Genomic DNA, 22,197 nt, shown 5'->3' on the forward strand with positions numbered 1-22,197 from the left:
TGTTAAATACTTTGAATTTGTAAACTTTTTTCACTCTATTAGTGGCAGTGCTATATTTAAGGTATAGTTTTTGCCTTTTTATATATAGATTTTATTATTTTTAATGCAGAAAGAGATTACTATGGATGATAATTTTTCCCCAAGAGTTAAAGATGTAATTGCGTACAGTAAAGAAGAAGCGTTGCGATTAGGTCACGATTTTATAGGAACCGAACATTTAATGTTGGGGCTTCTTCGTGATGGTAATGGTAAAGCTATAGATATATTAAATGCATTGGACATAGACCTTAATCATTTAAGACGAAAGGTTGAAATATTGAGTCCTGCAAATCCAAATATTACTGTCGCTTCAAATGAGAAAAAAAACTTGCATCTTACTCGACAGGCAGAACGTGCTTTAAAGACCACATTTTTAGAAGCCAAATTATTTCAAAGCACCTCTATCAATACAGCACATTTATTACTGTGCATTTTAAGAAATGAAAACGATCCTACTACTAAACTTTTGAATAAGTTGAAAGTAGATTATGATAATGTAAAAGAACAATTCAAATTTATGATTACAAATGATGACGATTATATAGATCTTCCAAAATCTGAATCCTTCTCTGATGATGAACCTACAGAAGAGGACAATGGCAAAGAAAATCCTTTTGGACAAACATCAGCAAAATCAACAAAAAAATCTAAGACACCTGTTTTAGACAACTTTGGTAGAGATCTTACTGCTATGGCCGAAGAAGGCAAACTTGACCCCGTTGTTGGAAGAGAGAAAGAAATACAACGTGTCTCTCAAATTTTGAGTCGACGCAAAAAAAATAACCCCTTATTAATTGGTGAGCCAGGTGTTGGTAAATCTGCCATTGCTGAAGGATTAGCCCTTAGAATTGTAAAACGAAAAGTATCAAGAATCCTGTTTAACAAGCGTGTGGTCACATTAGATTTAGCTAGCCTCGTTGCTGGAACAAAATATCGTGGACAGTTTGAAGAGCGTATGAAAGCAGTAATGAATGAACTTGAAAAGAACGATGATATTATTTTGTTTATTGATGAAATTCATACCATAGTTGGTGCTGGTGGTGCAACAGGAAGTTTAGATGCTTCTAATATGTTTAAACCTGCTTTAGCTAGAGGTGAAATTCAATGTATTGGAGCAACAACTTTAGATGAATATAGACAATACATCGAAAAAGATGGTGCCCTAGAGCGTCGTTTTCAAAAAGTCATTGTTGAACCAACTTCTGTTGAAGAAACAATTGAAATTCTTAACAACATAAAAGGTAAATATGAAGAACATCATAATGTTGATTATACAGATGAAGCTATTGAAGCTTGTGTAAAATTAACCAATAGATATATGACAGAACGCTTCCTTCCTGACAAAGCTATTGATGCTTTGGATGAAGCTGGTTCTCGTGTACATATTACCAACATTGATGTTCCTAAACAAATTTTAGAATTAGAGAAAAAGTTAGAAGAAGTTAAGGAAACCAAAAATAAGGTTGTTAAAAAGCAAAAATATGAAGAGGCTGCAAAATTAAGAGATGATGAAAAACGTCTAGAAAAAGAGTTAGCAGTTGCTCAAGAAAAATGGGAAGAAGAAACCAAGCAACATCGCGAAATCGTATCAGAAGATAATGTTGCTGATGTGGTATCAATGATGACAGGAATTCCCGTTAATAGGATTGCTCAAACAGAAAGCAATAAGTTAGCTCAACTACCAGAATTAATCAAAGGCAAAGTTATTGGGCAAGATGAAGCTGTTGCAAAGGTCGTCAAGGCTATTCAGCGTAATCGTGCTGGACTTAAAGACCCAAACAAGCCCATTGGTTCATTTATATTTTTAGGGCAAACAGGCGTTGGTAAAACACAATTAGCCAAAGTTCTTGCTCGTGAACTATTTGATAGTGAAGAAGCGCTAGTTAGAATCGACATGAGTGAATACATGGAAAAATTTGCCATATCGAGATTAATTGGAGCTCCTCCGGGTTATGTTGGATATGAAGAAGGCGGACAACTTACTGAAAAAGTTCGTCGTAAACCTTATGCTGTTATCTTACTAGACGAAATTGAAAAAGCTCACCCAGATGTCTTTAATATGCTATTACAAGTCTTAGACGACGGTTATTTAACAGATAGCTTAGGACGAAAGATAGATTTTAGAAACACTATTATCATTATGACGTCTAATATTGGAGCAAGAAAACTTAAAGATTTTGGTCAAGGTGTTGGTTTCGGAACCTCTGCAAAAGCAGCTCAAGCTAACGACAATTCCAGAAGCATTATCGAAAATGCACTTAAAAAAGCATTTGCTCCTGAATTTTTAAACAGAATTGATGATGTAATGGTATTCAATGCGCTCGAAAAAGAAGACATTAATAAGATTATAGACATTGAATTAGCGCATCTTATTAAACGAATTAAAGATTTAGGGTATAAGCTTAAACTAAGTAAAAAAGCTAAAGATTATATTGCTGAAAAAGGCTTTGACAAAGACTATGGTGCACGACCATTAAAAAGAGCGATTCAAAAATATATTGAAGATGCTCTTGCGGAAGAGATTATCAATTCTCAATTGCATGAAGGCGACACTATTACTATGGATTTAGATACAAAATCTGATGAATTGACGATTAAAATAGAAAAGTCTGAAACTCAAACAGAGTCATAATTTTAAATACATATATCAAAAAGCCTCTTTAAATAAAGAGGCTTTTTTTTTGTTTCTAGCTTTCAGATTGATTAACTTTAGAATATGACAGATAAGTTAACATTAGATTTTTGTGACATTCACATTTATGATAACTATATGGTAGTTACCGTAAATACTGGTGTTAATATTACTTCAGATCACAATGAGGTTCTAAAAAATATAGCTGACACCTATTTTAAAAACAAACCGTTTGTTTATATCACACATCGTGTACATTCATATTCTGTAGACCCAGCTGTTTATAAAGACACTTCAAAAATCAGTAATTTAGTAGGCTTTTGTGTGGTTTCAAAAAATTATATGGCAAAAAGTGCCGCTCAAATAGAAAAGTTATTTCTTAATAAGCCTTTTGAAATTTTCGATACTTTAACTGAAGCTATCGAATGGGCACGCTCTGTCACTAAATAAAATATTACACCCTTTTTTCTTTTCTTTTAACCTATAACAATTCCTCACATTACGCTTGTGTACCATTTTTAGAATTATAGCAACTTAAAATAGTACCTTAAACTTAACACTCTACATCACAAACCAAAATAACATCATCAAATATAATACATACAAAAAGGCAGCTATAAATAGCTGCCTTTTTTATTTACCCTTAGGGAAATTCCCTAATTATTTATCTAATTACTTCTTACCAGAAGATACAATCTTCTTAGTAATAGAACCTTGATTAGTAGTTAACTTCACATAGAACATTTGGTTTGAGATTCTTGATAAATCAAACGTTGATTTAGCATCAGAACCTTTAACGTATCTATCGTTAGTCTCTTTTAAGATCAATAGACCTTTAGTATCGAATAACTCAATAGTTACATTAGTATCAAACTCAAATGAGTAAGCAATATTAACTTCCTTATCAAATGGTACTGGATAAGCTGTAAAGTCTATCTCTGCTGTCTCTCTTGCTGCAAAAATCTCTCCGCATCCTACAATTTCATTTGTATCAGGAGTAAAGATTCCATTTTCATCGTCAGAAAGAACGGTATCACAAGTTGTACCACATACCGTTGCGTGAGCAATTACTGTAATAGGACCATCTGCTGCGATAGGACCAACTGTATAATTCTGAACACTTCCACTGAAGTTTGGTAAGAAATTATACTGTCCTGGAGCAACTGTTGGATTACCATTATTTGTAGGATAAGCATCACAACCAATGTATACTTGTGCTTCACTCATTGCGAAACCATCAAATATCTCATAAGTCACAGTTACAAATCCATCTGTATAATCTACAACTACCTCTCCTACAGGTTCTAGGTTTTGGTAATTACAGTGTGCAGCTCCTGCATAAAGATCTAGAGTATAAACTCCTTCTCCAGCATATGTATTAGTCCAACCCCATCTGTTAAATGTTGGGATGAAACATTCGCTGATATCATTATTAGGATCCTTAGCAAATGCCGTTTCACATGGTGCAGTTTCTTGCTCGATTGACCAGCTATAGTCAACTTCACATTCTCCAACATTTCCACAATCGTCAGTTGCATAGAACGTACGAGTAAATGAATATGTATATACAGTCACGTAATCACCACATTCAATAGTGAACGCTTTATTGTGTCCATTTGTAGACTCAAAGTACCAATCATCAGCATCACAGTTATTGAAGGCATCTGCCGTTGCACTACCCGCAACAAACTGTCCACTTCCAAAGTCTTGTAATACATCAAACTGATTAGCTTCAGGATTAAATACTACTTGGAATGTACCATAAGATGGTAACACATTTCCATTGTAATCAGTAACAACACCATTATAATATGGCTGATCGTTAATTACTCCTGCAGGTCCATCTCCTAAATCAAGGATATATCCAGCTTCAAAGATGAATCTGTACTCAGTACTAGCCTGAACACTTGTACATTCTGAAACAATATCACTATCAGTGTATACTTGCGTTTGACCATCAGCACTACAATTATCTGAATAAGGTGCCTTATCAGCGAACTGAGTTGGCGTCTCATCAACTATACCGAAGTCAACATCTTCTGGACAATCCACTACTGGTGCTTCACCATCAGTAATTGTGATAGTTTGTGTATGAGTTGCCTCATTACCACAAGCATCTGTAGCAGTCCATGTACGAACGATAGTTTGATCACATCCTCCATTTGGATCGAAGTTTGGTTCTTCAACACAGTCAGATAACGCTACATTAAAGTCTCCTTTACTGTAGAAATCTTCTCCATTGTATTCTCCATTAATTCTAATCCAAGTAGATACTCCTAGACCATTGCTCTGTAAACTTGCTTTCTCACCATATTGTAATCCAAATACTAAGTTAGCTGGGTTATGAGATAGAGACAACTCTACTCCTGCATAAGCTCCTTGACCAACTAATTTGTTATCTTTAGATTCATCCATTAGGTAATAAGTCCAAGTTTCAGCATCAGCTAGTGTAGCTCCATTAGTAGTACCTGCATTAAGCTTAGGCTGACGGAATCCAGTTGAAGATGCTGCATTTGGCGTAGATGTCCACTCTTCGTAAGTGCTCGCATCTTTAAACCATGCTACAAATTCAAATATCTGAGTTGCATCATCAACATTAGCAACAGTTCCTTCAAGCTTAGCTGTACCATTTGGATATTGCTCAAATGATGTAGCACTAGTTGCTGTCCAGTTCTTGTTAGTAGCGTCTAATCCAGCTTTATTGCTAATCCATAATGTATGGTTGCTAGCATCATCTGCTTTACAAACTCTCTTATTCATTCCTGGATCATACTCTACAGTAACATCCGAACAATCATCACTAGCTGTTAATACTGGCGCATCTGGAATAGCTTCACCACATTCAAGTTCTAAATCTTCTGGAAGATCTCCATCAAATGTAGGGTCTGTTGTATCTTCAATAATAAACGTACATGTAAATGGTTCAGATACATTTTCACAAGTATCTTCAACTTCAAATGTAACAGTTAACGTTGCTTCACAATCTGTTCTTTCTGCTCCTTTAGAAATAACTCTGAAAGTTAAATCTTCTGTTGCAGCACAGTTATCTGCGAAACATGGTGCTAAAGTTCCGTTCATATCTTCTATAGATACTCCTCCAACAGTCCAGTCTCTATCAGCAATACTAATCTCATCTCCAACTTGTAAAGAGATTTCAGCAGTAGCTGGGCAACCTTCCATTCTCATTTCTTCATCATCACAAACTCCAGTTGGTTGTGGTGCTTCACTATCAATTACAGTCACTGTACGTTTTGCTGTAATTGTACGTCCACAATCATCAGTAAATGTATAATCTACTTCAAATGATCCACAACTTCCATCGAATGGTTGAGCCTCGCCTGGTACAGATCCTGAGATCTCACAAACGCCTGTTCCTCCATTAGTGTATGATAATGAGTCTTGATATCCATCAAATTCCTCACAAGAAATTTCAACATTTGGCGCGTTTTCGAATACTGCAGGAGGTGCTGGTGCAACTTTAATCAACTTTTTAGCTGTTATAGTTCTACCACACTCATCAGTATATGTCCAATCAACTTCAAGCTCTCCACCACACTCATCGTATGATCCACTCAATTCTCCTGGCACTGATCCTGAAATATTACATGCTCCTGTTCCACCATTAGTATAGCTTAATGATCCTGGCTCGAATGAATTAGCCTCTTCACATGTAATATCCATGTTTTCAACCTCTTCAAACTCAGCCATTGGAGCTGGTAATACATTAACTGTTTTACTTGCTGTGATTGTTCTTTGACAATCATCAGTGTATGTCCAGTTAACAATAATTACTCCTCCACACTCATCATAGTCTGGTGTAGCTTCGCCTGGTACAGATCCTGAGATCTCACAAACTCCTGTTCCACCATTTGTATATGATAATGATCCTGCTTGGAATGAATTAGCTGCTTCACATGTAATCTCCATGTTTTCAACGCCTTCAAACTCAGCCATTGGTGCTGGCAATACAGTAATTGACTTCTTAGCTGTGATTGTTCTACCGCAGTCATCAGTAAATGTCCAATCGATTTCAAGTTTTCCACCACACTCATCGTATGATCCACTTAATTCGCCTGGTACTGATCCTGAAATATTACAAGCATCGTCATCAATTCCATTAGAGTAAGATAATGATCCAGCTTCGATAGAACCAGCCTCTTCACATGAAACTTCCATGTTTTCTACAGCTTCAAATTCTGCCATATCAGCTTGCTCAACATTGATTGTTTTTCTAGCTGTAATTGTTCTTCCACAATCATCAGTAAATGTCCAATCTACATAAAGTGTTCCACCACATTCATCGTATGTACCTGATAATTCACCTGGTACTGATCCTGCGATCTCACATGCTCCTGTTCCGCCATTTGTATAGCTTAACGGATTCACTTCATATTGACTTGCTAACTCACAAGCAATAGAAATATCTTGAACTTCTGCAAACTCAGCCATTGGCGCTGCCAACACTGTTACAGACTTCTTAGCTGTGATTGTTCTACCACACTCATCAGTAAATGTCCAATCAACTTCAAGTTTTCCACCGCATTCATTATATGTACCTGATAATTCACCTGGTACTGATCCTGCGATCTCACATGCTCCTGTTCCACCATTAGTGTATGATAATGATCCTGGCACAAATGAATTAGCCTCTTCACATGTAATCTCCATGTTTTCAACTTCTTCAAACTCGGCCATTGGTGCTGGTAATACAGTAATTGTTTTCTTAGCTGTGATTGTTCTATCACAATCATCAGTGTAAGTCCAATCTACTTCTAATGTTCCACCACACTCATCGTATGATCCACTCAATTCTCCTGGTACTGATCCAGAGATCTCACAAACGCCTGTTCCACCATTAGAGTAACCTAATGATCCTGGCTCGAATGAATTAGCTTCTTCACATGTAATCTCCATGTTTTCAACTTCTTCAAACTCGGCCATTGGTGCTGGTAATACATTAACTGTTTTACTTGCTGTGATTGTTCTTTGGCAATCATCAGTGTATGTCCAGTTAACAATAATTACTCCTCCACACTCATCATAGTCTGGTGTAGCTTCGCCTGGTACAGATCCTGAGATCTCACAAACGCCAGTTCCACCATTAGTATATGATAATGATCCTGCTTGGAATGAATTAGCCTCTTCACATGAAATCTCCATGTCTTCAACTTCTTCAAACTCAGCCATTGGTGCTGGTAATACAGTTATTGACTTCTTAGCTGTGATTGTTCTTTGGCAATCATCAGTGTAAGTCCAATCAACTTCAAGTTTTCCTCCACATTCATCATATGTACCTGATAATTCACCTGGTACTGATCCTGAAATCTCACAAACTCCAGTTCCACCATTAGAGTAACCTAATGATCCTGGCTCGAATGAATTAGCCTCTTCACATGTAATCTCCATGTTTTCAACTTCTTCAAACTCGGCCATTGGTGCTGGCAATACATTAACTGTTTTACTTGCTGTGATTGTTCTTTGGCAATCATCAGTGTATGTCCAGTTAACAATAATTACTCCTCCACACTCATCATAGTCTGGTGTAGCTTCGCCTGGTACAGATCCTGAGATCTCACAAACGCCAGTTCCACCATTAGTATATGATAATGATCCTGCTTGGAATGAATTAGCCTCTTCACATGAAATCTCCATGTCTTCAACTTCTTCAAACTCAGCCATTGGTGCTGGTAATACAGTGATTGTTTTCTTAGCTGTGATTGTTCTATCACAGTCATCAGTATATGTCCAATCAACAAATAATGTTCCACCACACTCATCGTATGATCCACTTAATTCGCCTGGTACTGATCCTGAAATATTACAAACGCCTGTTCCACCATTAGAGTAACCTAATGATCCTGGTTCGAATGAATTAGCTTCTTCACATGTAATCTCCATGTTTTCAACCTCTTCAAACTCAGCCATTGGTGCTGGTAATACAGTAATTGTCTTCTTAGCTGTGATTGTTCTATCACAGTCATCAGTATACGTCCAGTCTACTTCTAGTGTTCCACCACACTCATCGTATGATCCACTTAACTCTCCTTGAACTTCACCAGAAATTTCACATGCTCCAGTTCCACCGTTAGTGTATCCTAAAGAACCTGGCTCGAATGAATTAGCCTCTTCACATGTAATCTCCATGTTTTCAACCTCTTCAAACTCGGCCATTGGTGCTGGTAATACATTAACTGTTTTACTTGCTGTGATTGTTCTTTGGCAATCATCAGTGTATGTCCAGTTAACAATAATTACTCCTCCACACTCATCATAGTCTGGTGTAGCTTCGCCTGGTACAGATCCTGAGATCTCACAAACGCCAGTTCCACCATTAGTATATGATAATGATCCTGCTTGGAATGAATTAGCCTCTTCACATGAAATCTCCATGTCTTCAACTTCTTCAAACTCAGCCATTGGTGCTGGTAATACAGTGATTGTTTTCTTAGCTGTGATTGTTCTATCACAGTCATCAGTATATGTCCAATCAACAAATAATGTTCCACCACACTCATCGTATGATCCACTTAATTCGCCTGGTACTGATCCTGAAATATTACAAACGCCTGTTCCACCATTAGAGTAACCTAATGATCCTGGTTCGAATGAATTAGCTTCCTCACATGAAATCTCCATGTTTTCAACCTCTTCAAACTCAGCCATTGGTGCTGGTAATACAGTAATTGTCTTCTTAGCTGTGATTGTTCTATCACAGTCATCAGTATACGTCCAGTCTACTTCTAGTGTTCCACCACACTCATCGTATGATCCACTTAACTCTCCTTGAACTTCACCAGAAATTTCACATGCTCCAGTTCCACCGTTAGTGTATCCTAAAGAACCTGGCTCGAATGAATTAGCCTCTTCACATGTAATCTCCATGTTTTCAACCTCTTCAAACTCGGCCATTGGTGCTGGTAATACATTAACTGTTTTACTTGCTGTGATTGTTCTTTGACAATCATCAGTGTATGTCCAGTTAACAATAATTACTCCTCCACACTCATCATAGTCTGGTGTAGCTTCGCCTGGTACTGATCCTGAGATCTCACAAACGCCAGTTCCACCATTTGTATATGATAATGATCCTGCTTGGAATGAATTAGCCTCTTCACATGAAATCTCCATGTCTTCAACTTCTTCAAACTCAGCCATTGGTGCTGGTAATACAGTAATTGTTTTCTTAGCTGTGATTGTTCTTTGGCAATCATCAGTATATGTCCAATCAACAAATAATGTTCCACCACACTCATCGTATGATCCACTTAATTCGCCTGGTACTGATCCTGAAATCTCACAAACGCCTGTTCCACCATTAGAGTAACCTAATGATCCTGGCTCGAATGAATTAGCCTCTTCACATGTAATCTCCATGTTTTCAACTTCTTCAAACTCAGCCATTGGTGCTGGATTAACTTTTATTTGCTGTCTCGCAGTAATTGTTCTATCACAATCATCAGTATAAGTCCAGTCAATAAATAATAGACCTCCACATTCAGAATACTCACCTGATAACTCACCTTCAACTTCACCAGAAATCTCACATGCTCCAGTTCCATTATTAGTATATGATAAAGAATATGCGGTAAACTCATTAGCTTCCTCACAAGTAATTGTTGTATTATCAACAGCTTCAAACTCTGCCATTGGTGCTGGTAATACAGTGATTGTTTTCTTAGCTGTGATTGTTCTATCACAATCATCAGTATACGTCCAATCAACATAAAGTGTTCCACCACACTCATCGTATGATCCACTTAATTCACCTGGTACTGATCCTGAAATCTCACAAACTCCAGATCCACCATTTGTATATGATAATGATCCTGGCTCGAATGCATTAGCCTCTTCACATGAAATCTCCATGTTTTCAACCTCTTCAAACTCAGCCATTGGTGCTGGCAATACAGTAATTGTCTTTCTAGCCTCGATTGTTCTATCACAATCATCAGTATACGTCCAATCTACATATAATGTTCCACCACACTCATCGTATGATCCACTTAATTCGCCTGGTACTGATCCTGAAATTTCACAAACTCCAGTTCCACCATTTGTATATGACAATGATCCTGGCTCAAATCCATTAGCCTCTTCACATGTTATTTCCATATTTTCAACAGCTTCAAATTCAGCCATTGGCGCTGGTAATACAGTGATTGTTTTCTTAGCTGTGATTGTTCTATCACAGTCATCAGTATACGTCCAGTCTACTTCTAGTGTTCCACCACACTCATCGTATGATCCACTTAATTCGCCTGGAACTGATCCTGAAATTTCACAAACTCCAGTTCCACCATTTGTATATGATAATGATCCTGGCTCAAATCCGTTAGCCTCTTCACATGTCATCTCCATATTTTCAACAGCTTCAAACTCAGCCATTGGTGCTGGCTCTACATTGATAGTTTTTCTAGCTGTGATTGTTCTTTGACAGTCATCAGTATACGTCCAATCAACATAAAGTGTTCCACCACACTCGTCGTATGATCCACTTAATTCGCCTGGTACTGATCCTGAAATCTCACAAGCTCCAGTTCCTCCATTTGTATATGATAATGAACCTACTTCATATTGACTTGCTAATTCACAAGCAATAGAAATATCTTGAACTTCATCAAACTCGGCCATTGGTGCTGGTAATACTGTGATTGTTTTCTTAGCTGTGATTGTTCTATCACAATCATCAGTATACGTCCAATCAACAAATAACGTTCCACCACACTCATCGTATGATCCACTTAATTCTCCTTGAACTTCACCAGAAATTTCACATGCTCCAGTTCCACCGTTAGTGTATCCTAAAGAACCTGCTTCGTATCCATTAGCCTCTTCACATGTAATCTCCATGTTCTCAACAGCTTCAAACTCAGCCATTGGTGCTGGTAATACTGTAATTGTTTTGCTAGCTGTGATTGTTCTATCACAATCATCAGTGTATGTCCAATTCACTGTAAGTGTTCCACCACACTCATCGTATGATCCACTTAATTCTCCTTGAACTTCACCAGAAATTTCACATGCTCCAGTTCCACCATTAGTGTATGATAATGATCCTGCCTCAACAGAAGCAGCTTCTTCACAAGACACTTCCATATCTTCAACAGCTTCAAACTCAGCCATTGGCGCTGGTAATACTGTGATTGTTTTCTTAGCTGTGATTGTTCTATCACAATCATCAGTATACGTCCAATCAACATAAAGTGTTCCACCACACTCATCGTATGATCCACTTAATTCACCTGGTACTGATCCTGAAATCTCACATGCTCCAGTTCCACCATTTGTATATGATAATGATCCTGGCTCGAATGCATTAGCCTCTTCACATGAAATCTCCATGTTTTCAACCTCTTCAAACTCAGCCATTGGTGCTGGCAATACAGTAATTGTCTTTCTAGCCTCGATTGTTCTATCACAATCATCAGTATACGTCCAATCTACATATAATGTTCCACCACACTCATCGTATGATCCACTTAATTCGCCTGGTACTGATCCTGAAATTTCACAAACTCCAGTTCCACCATTTGTATATGACAATGATCCTGGCTCAAATCCATTAGCCTCTTCACATGTTATTTCCATATTTTCAACAGCTTCAAATTCAGCCATTGGTGCTGGTAATACAGTGATTGTTTTCTTAGCTGTGATTGTTCTATCACAGTCATCAGTATACGTCCAGTCTACTTCTAGTGTTCCACCACACTCATCGTATGATCCACTTAATTCGCCTGGAACTGATCCTGAAATTTCACAAACTCCAGTTCCACCATTTGTATATGATAATGATCCTGGCTCAAATCCGTTAGCTTCTTCACATGTCATTTCCATGTTTTCAACAGCTTCAAACTCAGCCATTGGTGCTGGTAATACTGTGATTGTTTTGCTAGCAGTGATTGTTCTATCACAATCATCAGTATAAGTCCAATTTACTGCAAGTGTTCCACCACACTCATCGTATGATCCACTTAATTCGCCTTGAACTTCACCAGAAATTTCACATGCTCCAGTTCCACCGTTAGTGTATCCTAAAGAACCTGCCTCAACCGAAGCAGCTTCTTCACAAGACACTTCCATATCTTCAACCTCTTCAAACTCAGCCATTGGTGCTGGTAATACTGTGATTGTTTTCTTAGCTGTGATTGTTCTATCACAATCATCAGTATACGTCCAATCAACAAATAACGTTCCACCACACTCATCGTATGATCCACTTAATTCTCCTTGAACTTCACCAGAAATTTCACATGCTCCAGTTCCACCGTTAGTGTATCCTAAAGAACCTGCTTCGTATCCATTAGCCTCTTCACATGTAATCTCCATGTTCTCAACAGCTTCAAACTCAGCCATTGGTGCTGGTAATACTGTAATTGTTTTGCTAGCTGTGATTGTTCTTTGACACTCATCAGTATAGGTCCAATTCACTGTAAGTGTTCCACCACACTCATCGTATGATCCACTTAATTCTCCTTGAACTTCACCAGAAATTTCACATGCTCCAGTTCCACCATTAGTGTATGATAATGATCCTGCCTCAACAGAAGCAGCTTCTTCACAAGACACTTCCATATCTTCAACAGCTTCAAACTCAGCCATTGGCGCTGGTAATACTGTGATTGTTTTCTTAGCTGTGATTGTTCTATCACAATCATCAGTGTATGTCCAGTCAACAAATAAAGTACCACCACACTCATTGTATGCCCCACTTAATTCTCCTTGTACTGATCCTGAAATCTCACAAACTCCAGATCCACCATTTGTATATGATAATGATCCTGCTTCGTATCCATTAGCCTCTTCACATGAAATTTCCATGTTTTCAACTTCTTCAAACTCAGCCATTGGCGCTGGTAATACAGTAATTGTTTTACTTGCATCTATCGTTCTATCACATTCATCAGTATATGTCCAATTTACTGTAAGTGTTCCACCACATTCATCGTATGATCCACTTAGTTCACCTGGTACTGATCCAGAAATCTCACAAACTCCAGATCCACCATTTGTATATGATAATGATCCTGCCTCAAATCCGTTAGCTTCTTCACATGTCATTTCCATGTTTTCAACCTCTTCGAATTCTGCAGCAGGTGCTGGTAGTACGATAATAGTTTTCTTAGCTGTGATTGTTCTACCACAGTCATCTGTATATATCCAATCTACATAAAGTGTTCCACCGCATTCATCGTATGATCCAAGTAATTCTCCTGGTACTGATCCTGAAATCTCACATGCTCCAGTTCCTCCATTTGTATATGATAATGAACTTGGCTCAAAATTGTTAGCCTCTTCACATGTAATCTCCATGTTTTCAACAGCTTCAAACTCGGCCATTGGTGCTGGTAATACAGTAATTGTTTTACTTGCATCTATCGTTCTATCACAGTCATCAGTATATGTCCAATTTACTGTAAGTGTTCCACCACACTCATCGTATGATCCACTTAATTCACCTGGTACTGATCCTGAAATCTCACATGCTCCAGTTCCTCCATTTGTATATGACAATGATCCTGGCTCAAATCCATTAGCCTCTTCACATGAAATTTCCATATTTTCAACAGCTTCAAACTCAGCCATTGGTGCTGGTAATACAGTAATTGTTTTACTCGCTGTGATTGTTCTTTGACACTCATCAGTATAGGTCCAATTCACTGTAAGTGTTCCACCACACTCATTGTATGATCCACTTAATTCTCCTTGAACTTCACCAGAAATCTCACATGCTCCAGTTCCACCATTTGTGTATGATAATGATCCTGCCTCAACCGAAGCAGCTTCTTCACAAGACACTTCCATATCTTCAACAGCTTCAAACTCAGCCATTGGTGCTGGTAATACTGTGATTGTTTTCTTAGCTGTGATTGTTCTATCACAATCATCAGTGTAAGTCCAATCAACAAATAAAGTACCACCACACTCATTGTATGACCCACTTAATTCACCTGGTACTGATCCTGAAATCTCACAAGCTCCAGTTCCTCCATTTGTATATGATAATGATCCTGCTTCGTATCCGATAGCCTCTTCACATGAAATTTCCATGTTTTCAACTTCTTCAAATTCTGCAGCAGGAGCCGGTAATACAGTAATCGTTTTACTCGCTGTGATTGTTCTATCACAGTCATCAGTATATGACCAATTAATTGTAAAAGATCCACCACACTCATCGTATGATCCACTTAATTCTCCTTGAACTTCACCAGAAATTTCACATGCTCCAGTTCCATCATTTGTATATGATAATGATCCTGCCTCAACAGAAGCAGCTTCTTCACAAGACACTTCCATATCTTCAACAGCTTCAAAATCAGCCATTGGCGCTGGTAATACTGTGATTGTTTTCTTAACTGAGATCGTTCTATCACACTCATCTGTATATGACCAATCAACCTCAAGTGTTCCACCACACTCATCGTATGATCCACTTAGTTCACCTGGTACTGATCCTGAAATCTCACATGCTCCAGTTCCTCCATTTGTATATGATAATGATCCTGGCTCAAATCCGTTAGCTTCTTCACATGTCATTTCCATGTTTTCAACAGCTTCAAACTCAGCCATTGGCGCTGGTAATACAGTAATTGTCTTACTTGCATCTATCGTTCTATCACATTCATCAGTATATGTCCAATTTACTGTAAGTGTTCCACCACACTCATTGTATGATCCACTTAATTCACCTGGTACTGATCCTGAAATCTCACATGCTCCAGATCCACCATTTGTATATGATAATGATCCTGCTTCGTATCCATTAGCCTCTTCACATGTAATCTCCATGTTTTCAACAGCTTCAAACTCGGCCATTGGTGCTGGTGATACATTTACAGTTCTCTTTGCAGTAATTGTACGTCCACACTCATCTGTGAATATATAGTCTACATAAAATGTTCCCCCACAAGTTGGATCGAATGCTGGTACGTTTCCAGAAACTGATCCAGAAATCTCACATTCTCCTGCAGCCCCATTAGAATAGCTTAAATCTTCTGCTTCAAATGAATTAAATTCTTCACACGAAATATTAACTTCAAATGCAGTTTCAAATTCAGCAGCTGGTGCTGGGTCTACCGTAATAGTATAAGGACCAGCACTTAATGGACGATCGCAAGAATCTACACCATCGTAAGATACTGTAATTGTTCCTCCACATTCATTAAATTGAGCATTCACATCTGCTTCTATAGATCCTGAAACAGCACAAGCTCCACCATCAATACCATTATTATATTCTGCGGCTGGAGCTGTAAAAGCTGCAGCTTCCTCGCAAGAAATATTTGTTGGAAACTCAGGTGCTTCTAAAGTAGCTTCTGGAGTAGGTAACACAGTAATAGTTTGTGTTGCCGAATCGCTAAGTCCACAATCATCAGTAACAGAGTATGTTCTTGTAATTACTCCGCCCACACAAGGATCTAATTGACTAGGATCATCAGAAACCATAATTTCTAATTTATCTGTACAATTATCAGATGCAGAAACGTTTTTGAAATCTGGTTCTGGCACTAAATCAGCACAGTTTACTGTTATATCATCAGGCACACCTGCTAATTCTGGAGCTTCATTGTCTCCACCGCTGTACATAATAACAATTGGCGCAGCAAAGTTACCACAATCATCTTGGATTGTATAAGTGTATTCAGCCATCCATTTACAGTCACTCCCTTTAGAGTATCCTGTTTTTTCAACATTTACATTACCGCAATTATCTTCAAACATTGCAGCAATCTCTTCTTCAGTAGGACCTTGAGATTTATCTACAAAGCAAAGGTTTAAACCAGTTGCACCTGTTGGAATTTGCATGTCTTTATTAAAGACAGGCGGCTCATTGTCACGACCGCTGTAAGTAACTTGCACATCAGGAGCAGGGTTACCACAGGCATCCGCAATTGTATAGGTGTAGGTTACAGCCCAAGAACAATCTCCTCCTTCTGGTTCACCTGACTTGGTCACAACTACATCGCTACAGTTATCACTGTATAGTGCAGCTATATCTCCAATTGATGGCCCGACTGGAATATCATTATAGCAAAAATTCAAATTATCACCACCTGTTGGCAACACTGCGCCATCATTCAATACTGGTACTGTTAAATCTCCACCATTGTATGATATTTTGATTTGCTCTTCAAAGCTTCCACACTTAATATCATAAGTGTATTCAACATTCCAAGCACAGTCATTACCTTCCATTAAAGTCGACTTAATGACTTCGGCTGGTATATCACCACATTGGTTTAAATAGAGATTTGCCACATCGGCCTCTGTAGGACCTGGAGGCGCATCTGCCTGACATCGGTTGAAGAATGTACTTCGTTCCGAGCCTTGTGCGAACACTGAAACACTACTAAACGCAAAAAGCATGATAAAGACAAATGCCTTCATGCTTTTACTTTGTTTAGTCATAAGATCAATGCTACAACACGATAGGTTCGTGATAGATTGCCAAATTTTGGCTCGTCTACCACTTCGAGTAAAATTGCTCATAAACATAACATTTTGGTTTTAAATTAAAATTATCTTAACATTTATATTATTGACAATACACGTATTGTCGGCAAAATTGTAAATACAAGATTTACATGTAAGCTTCAAAATAATAACATTGATGTACTGAATACACAGAACATCAATCAGAGCATAAATAGCTCTGTAATTAATAAATGCTAATAATCAATTGTTGTGCTATTAAACAATTTTAAGGTAAGAACAGTAAGCCACTAGGCTATTGATTAGCTTACTATTAGGTTGAGAATGAACAGAATTCACCTCAACTTACTTTCAAAAATATAGTATAAAATACTGACTGCCAAATAAATTTATTCTTTTTTTTCATAATAAACAGTTGAACATTTTTTTTTGCATTTAATCGAAAATTAAATCATTTTCGATGTAAAAATCTTCGATAAAATGTATTGTCTTTTCAATTAATTTGTAAAATACTTGATCTTCTTTAACAAATTCAACTTCATTAGTATAACTATCTAAAAAAGACTCTATTAAATCTGAAGATCTAGTAGGTTTTCTAAAATGAATTGCCTGAGATGCATTCAATAACTCTATAGATAGAATACGTTCAATATTATAAATGATCTTATAACATTGGGTTGCTGCATTAGCCCCCATACTCACGTGATCTTCTTGACCATTACTGGACACAATGCTATCTACACTTGCTGGTGTAGCTAACTGCTTATTGGCGCTTACAATGCTGGCGGCTGTATATTGCGGTATCATAAAGCCAGAATTCACTCCTGGATTATCCACTAGAAATGCAGGCAAACCTCTAATACCAGAAACTAATTGATAAATTCTCCTTTCAGAAATATTCCCTAATTCGGCCATTGCAATTTTAAGGTAATCTAGAGCAAGTGCTAAGGGTTGTCCGTGAAAATTTCCACCTGAAATAATTTCATCGTTGCTCACAAAAATATTTGGATTGTCGGTAACAGCATTTATCTCCGTTTTAAAAACTTTATGCACAAAGTCTAAAGTATCTTTTGTTGCACCGTGAACTTGAGGTATACACCTAAACGAATACGGATCTTGCACATGCTCTTTATCTTGTTCAATCAATTCACTTCCTTCTAAAAACTCTCTAATTCGTTCCGCAGTTTTTATTTGTCCTTTATGAGGTCTAACAAAATGCACTAAGGCATTAAATGGTTCTTTTCTTCCGTCGAAGGCTTCTAGAGAAATACTGCTTATTAAATCCGCAAAATAAGAAAGTTCAAATGATTTTATAAGAAGATGAATTCCATAAGCACTCATAAACTGTGTCCCATTTAACAATGCTAACCCTTCTTTGGATTGCAATTGTATTGATTCCCAATTAAATGTTGACAATATGTCTTTAGCTCCACAAACCTTATTATTGTATTCTACTTCCCCTTTACCTATTAATGGAAGTGCTAAATGTGCCAAAGGTGCTAAATCTCCAGAAGCTCCAAGAGAGCCTTGAGTATAAACAATTGGTAAGATATCATTATTAAAAAAATCAATTAATCTCTGAACCGTTTGCAATTGCACTCCACTATGTCCATAACTCAACGATTGTACTTTAAGTAAGAGCATCAATTTCACCACAGTATTGGGAACCCTATCTCCTACGCCACAAGCATGAGACATTACTAGGTTCTCTTGCAATTGAGTAAGTTTGTCTTTTGAAATTTCAACATTACATAACGAACCAAATCCGGTATTAATTCCGTAAATGGGCTTTTCTTGATTTTTAATTTTATCATTCAGATACGTTCTACATGCTTCTATTTTAGAAATAGCATCTGCAGACAATTCTATTTTTTTATTTTGAAAGATGATATCGCGAATTGTAGATAATTCTAAAATTTCCGAGGAAATAAAATGAGTTGCATTCATAGTTAGGTTTTACGATATCAAAATTCAGAATAACATCTCTACTTTGCAACAAATGTTAATAATTAATAAAGATTCTTTTAAAAATCTAATAATCTGTATTTTTGAAGAACTTAAACATCTAAAAATTATGAAAAGATTAATCATTGCTCTATGTGCAATTTCTATTATTGCCTGCAAGCAAGAACCAAAAATTGATTATGCTATAGTCTCTGGTACATTAGAAAATTCTCAAGCTAAAGCTGTGACTATCAAAAATGCCGATTTTGAGACAGAATTAGCGATAGATGAAAACGGTGTGTTTTCAGATACACTAGTTATACCTGAAAATGGATTTTACTCCCTTTCTGTTGGAAGAGAATATACACCTATATACCTAGACAAAGGTGATAACTTAAATGTAACTATTGATGTCAAAAAATTTGACGAAAGTATCAATTACACTGGCGAAGGTGCTATTGAAAACAACTATCTAGCTGCTAAAACATTGGAGAATATAAAGACTACTGCAAATACAGTTGAATTTTATTCTGCTGAAGAAGCTGCTTTCAAAAAAACTATTGATGATATCAAATTAAAAAATGAGGCGCGTCTCAATGAATTAGTAAATGCCGACGAATCTTTTTTAGCCACAGAAAAGCAGAATCTTATTTACGACAACTATTCCATGTTAAAGAATTATGCCCAGCGACATGGTTATTATACTAAAAAGGAGAATTTTGAAGTATCAGAAAACTTTTTTCCTGAGGAATTAAAATCTATGACTTTTGATGATGCAAATGCTTATAAATCATCTCAATCATATAAAAGCATGGCCTTTGGTCAAACCTTAGATGATTTGTTTGAAACCTTGGGTGATGATACAAATGCCATAACTTCTGAAGATTTAAAAAGCATAGAAAACATTAAGGTAACTGCATTAAAAAATGATGTTATAGATTATTTAGGCAATTTTTTGGTATCTCCAGCAAACCCAAATATGGAATCTATCTATAACTTTTTCAAAAAGAACACAACTAATGATGATACTAAAAAGGCATTAACAGAGACCTTTGAAAAAAACAAAGATTTAGTGAGAGGAAAGCCATCACCACAATTTGTAAATTATGAAAACCATAAAGGCGGAGAGATGTCTTTAGCAGACTTAAAAGGTAAATATGTTTATGTAGATGTATGGGCAACTTGGTGCGGACCTTGTATTAGAGAAATCCCTTCTCTTAAAGAAGTTGAAAAACAATTTCACAATGAGAATATTGCTTTTGTAAGTACATCAATTGACAAAGCTAGCGATCATGATAAGTGGGTAAATATGGTTAATGAAAAAGAATTAGAAGGCGTGCAACTTATGGCAGATAATGACTGGAGTTCTAAATTTGTAACTGATTATGCTATTCAAGGTATTCCAAGATTTATTTTGATAGATCCAGATGGAAATATTGTTAGTGCAGATGCTCCTAGACCATCTGATCCTAAACTAGTCAAAATGTTAGAAGAAGAACTTAAAATTCAACCGTAATTCAATCCTCATAGAAACATAAAAAAAACCGCTAAGTTAGCGGTTTTTTTTATGTTTTAAGACTCTTCATTTCCCGGCTCCTCAACTTGGGGTTGCTCTGGCTGCTTAAATAAATCAATATAGGCTTCACCTAAAGCTTCAATGATGTAGGTAGCGATCAAACTTTGATACCCAACATCTTCAATAGCAATATCTGCAGCTTTTCCATGTAGATATACTCCAAAAACAGTAGCGGCTAGCGCGTCATAGCCTTGAGATATTAGACCTGTAATAACGCCTGTTAACACATCACCTGTTCCGGCAGTTGCCATACCGGGATTTCCCGTTGTGTTAATATATAACTTTTCATTAAAAACAGTGATTGTATTAGCACCTTTAATAACCAAAATAACCTTATGCTTTTTCGAGAAATCTTTAGCTTTTTTTAACTTGTCAAAATCATCTTTCCAATTACCAATTAAGCGTTCTAATTCTTTTGGGTGTGGTGTTAAAATTGTCTGTTCTGGCAATAATTTTAGAAGTGCTTTTTTCTTTGCTAATATGTTTAATCCATCGGCATCAATTACTAGTGGGATTGTATTCGATTTTAAAAAATTTTCTAAAGCGGAAATCGTTTCGGTTTCTGTTCCCATACCTATCCCTAGTCCAGCAACTTTAGGCTCAATATCAAAAGATATATTTGAGATATAATGTTCTCCTTCATCAGTAATTACCATAGCTTCAGGGAACGCAGTTTGTAAAATTTGATAGCCGCATTTAGGAATATACGACGTTACCAAACCAGCTCCTATAGATAATGCAGCTCGACTTGCTAAAAGCACAGAACCAATTTTTCCATAAGATCCACCAATGATTACGCTGTGTCCAAAATCACCTTTATGTGCATATTTCTCTCGTGGTTTATAAATGGGCAAAACTTCATGCTTTCCTATGAGTTCTGCTTCGGTTTCAGTTATGAACAAAAACTCCCTATCAATACCAATATCAAGTACTTCCCACTGCACAGTATATTTTGAGGTTTCGGGTAAAAAAAACACTAATTTAGGAGACTGAAAACTAAGCGTATAATTGGCCCAAACCACTCCATTTTCATCTTCCGGCACTTTATCGGTGTATAACCCTGAAGGTACATCTACAGCTAACGTAAATGCCTGGCTTTTTCTAAAGTGAACAAATAATGATTTCACCCAATCATTAGCTGGTCTATTTAACCCAATTCCAAAAATAGCATCTACAATAATATCCTCTTTTTGTATTTCAGGAAAATCAGCCTCACAAGCCAACATATCCGGCCATTTTTTGGTGGTTTGTTTAATCAAATCATAATTAATTAAAAAATCTTTAGAACGCTTATCACTACAATTCACAATGTAGGTCTTCACATTATAACCATGATTAATTAAATGACGAGCAATAACTAGTCCGTCACCTCCATTATTACCAATACCACAAAATACATGAATAGGAACTTGAGCTCCTTGCATACGAAAATGCAGCCAATTAAAAATTTGGATTCCTGCTCGCTCCATTAATTCGGTAGACGAGATATTTTGTTTTTTTGAAGTGAGCTGATCACCTTCATAAATTTGTGCTTTAGAAAAAATCTTCATGTATGTGGTTTAGAATCAGTTGTTGA

Annotated in this window: 6 protein-coding genes; 3 read left to right on the forward strand and 3 right to left on the reverse strand. The window is 37.0% G+C overall.

Annotated elements, in window-relative coordinates:
- Nucleotides 1-121 precede the first annotated feature (121 nt).
- Nucleotides 122-2,671 carry an ATP-dependent Clp protease ATP-binding subunit gene (locus ACTU6T_RS01745; RefSeq protein WP_460220733.1) on the forward strand — a complete coding sequence of 850 codons (2,550 nt, stop codon included), beginning with the start codon at nucleotides 122-124 and terminating at the stop codon, nucleotides 2,669-2,671.
- Between the two features lie 84 nt (nucleotides 2,672-2,755).
- Complete coding sequence (locus ACTU6T_RS01750; RefSeq protein WP_460219541.1) at nucleotides 2,756-3,121, forward strand: hypothetical protein; 366 nt, start codon at nucleotides 2,756-2,758, stop codon at nucleotides 3,119-3,121.
- 222 nt (nucleotides 3,122-3,343) lie between these two features.
- Here the strand turns inward: ACTU6T_RS01750 and ACTU6T_RS01755 are convergent, their stop codons facing one another.
- Nucleotides 3,344-17,056: a T9SS type A sorting domain-containing protein gene (locus ACTU6T_RS01755; RefSeq protein WP_460219542.1), complete on the reverse strand. Its 13,713-nt coding sequence runs from the start codon at nucleotides 17,054-17,056 to the stop codon at nucleotides 3,344-3,346.
- Nucleotides 17,057-17,536: 480 nt separating this feature from the next.
- Nucleotides 17,537-19,048, reverse strand: a complete 1,512-nt coding sequence (gene hutH, locus ACTU6T_RS01760; protein ID WP_460219543.1) for a histidine ammonia-lyase — start codon at nucleotides 19,046-19,048, stop codon at nucleotides 17,537-17,539.
- Between the two features lie 127 nt (nucleotides 19,049-19,175).
- On the opposite strand from hutH, the gene ACTU6T_RS01765 reads away from it, so the two are divergent.
- Nucleotides 19,176-20,561, forward strand: coding sequence for a TlpA family protein disulfide reductase (locus ACTU6T_RS01765; RefSeq protein ID WP_460219544.1), 1,386 nt, complete (start codon nucleotides 19,176-19,178; stop codon nucleotides 20,559-20,561).
- A 56-nt stretch (nucleotides 20,562-20,617) separates the two neighbouring features.
- Here the strand turns inward: ACTU6T_RS01765 and ACTU6T_RS01770 are convergent, their stop codons facing one another.
- Complete coding sequence (locus ACTU6T_RS01770) at nucleotides 20,618-22,171, reverse strand: NAD(P)H-hydrate dehydratase (protein ID WP_460219545.1); 1,554 nt, start codon at nucleotides 22,169-22,171, stop codon at nucleotides 20,618-20,620.
- Nucleotides 22,172-22,197: the final 26 nt, after the last annotated feature.

The sequence above is a fragment of the Psychroserpens citreus genome, assembly GCF_055686305.1.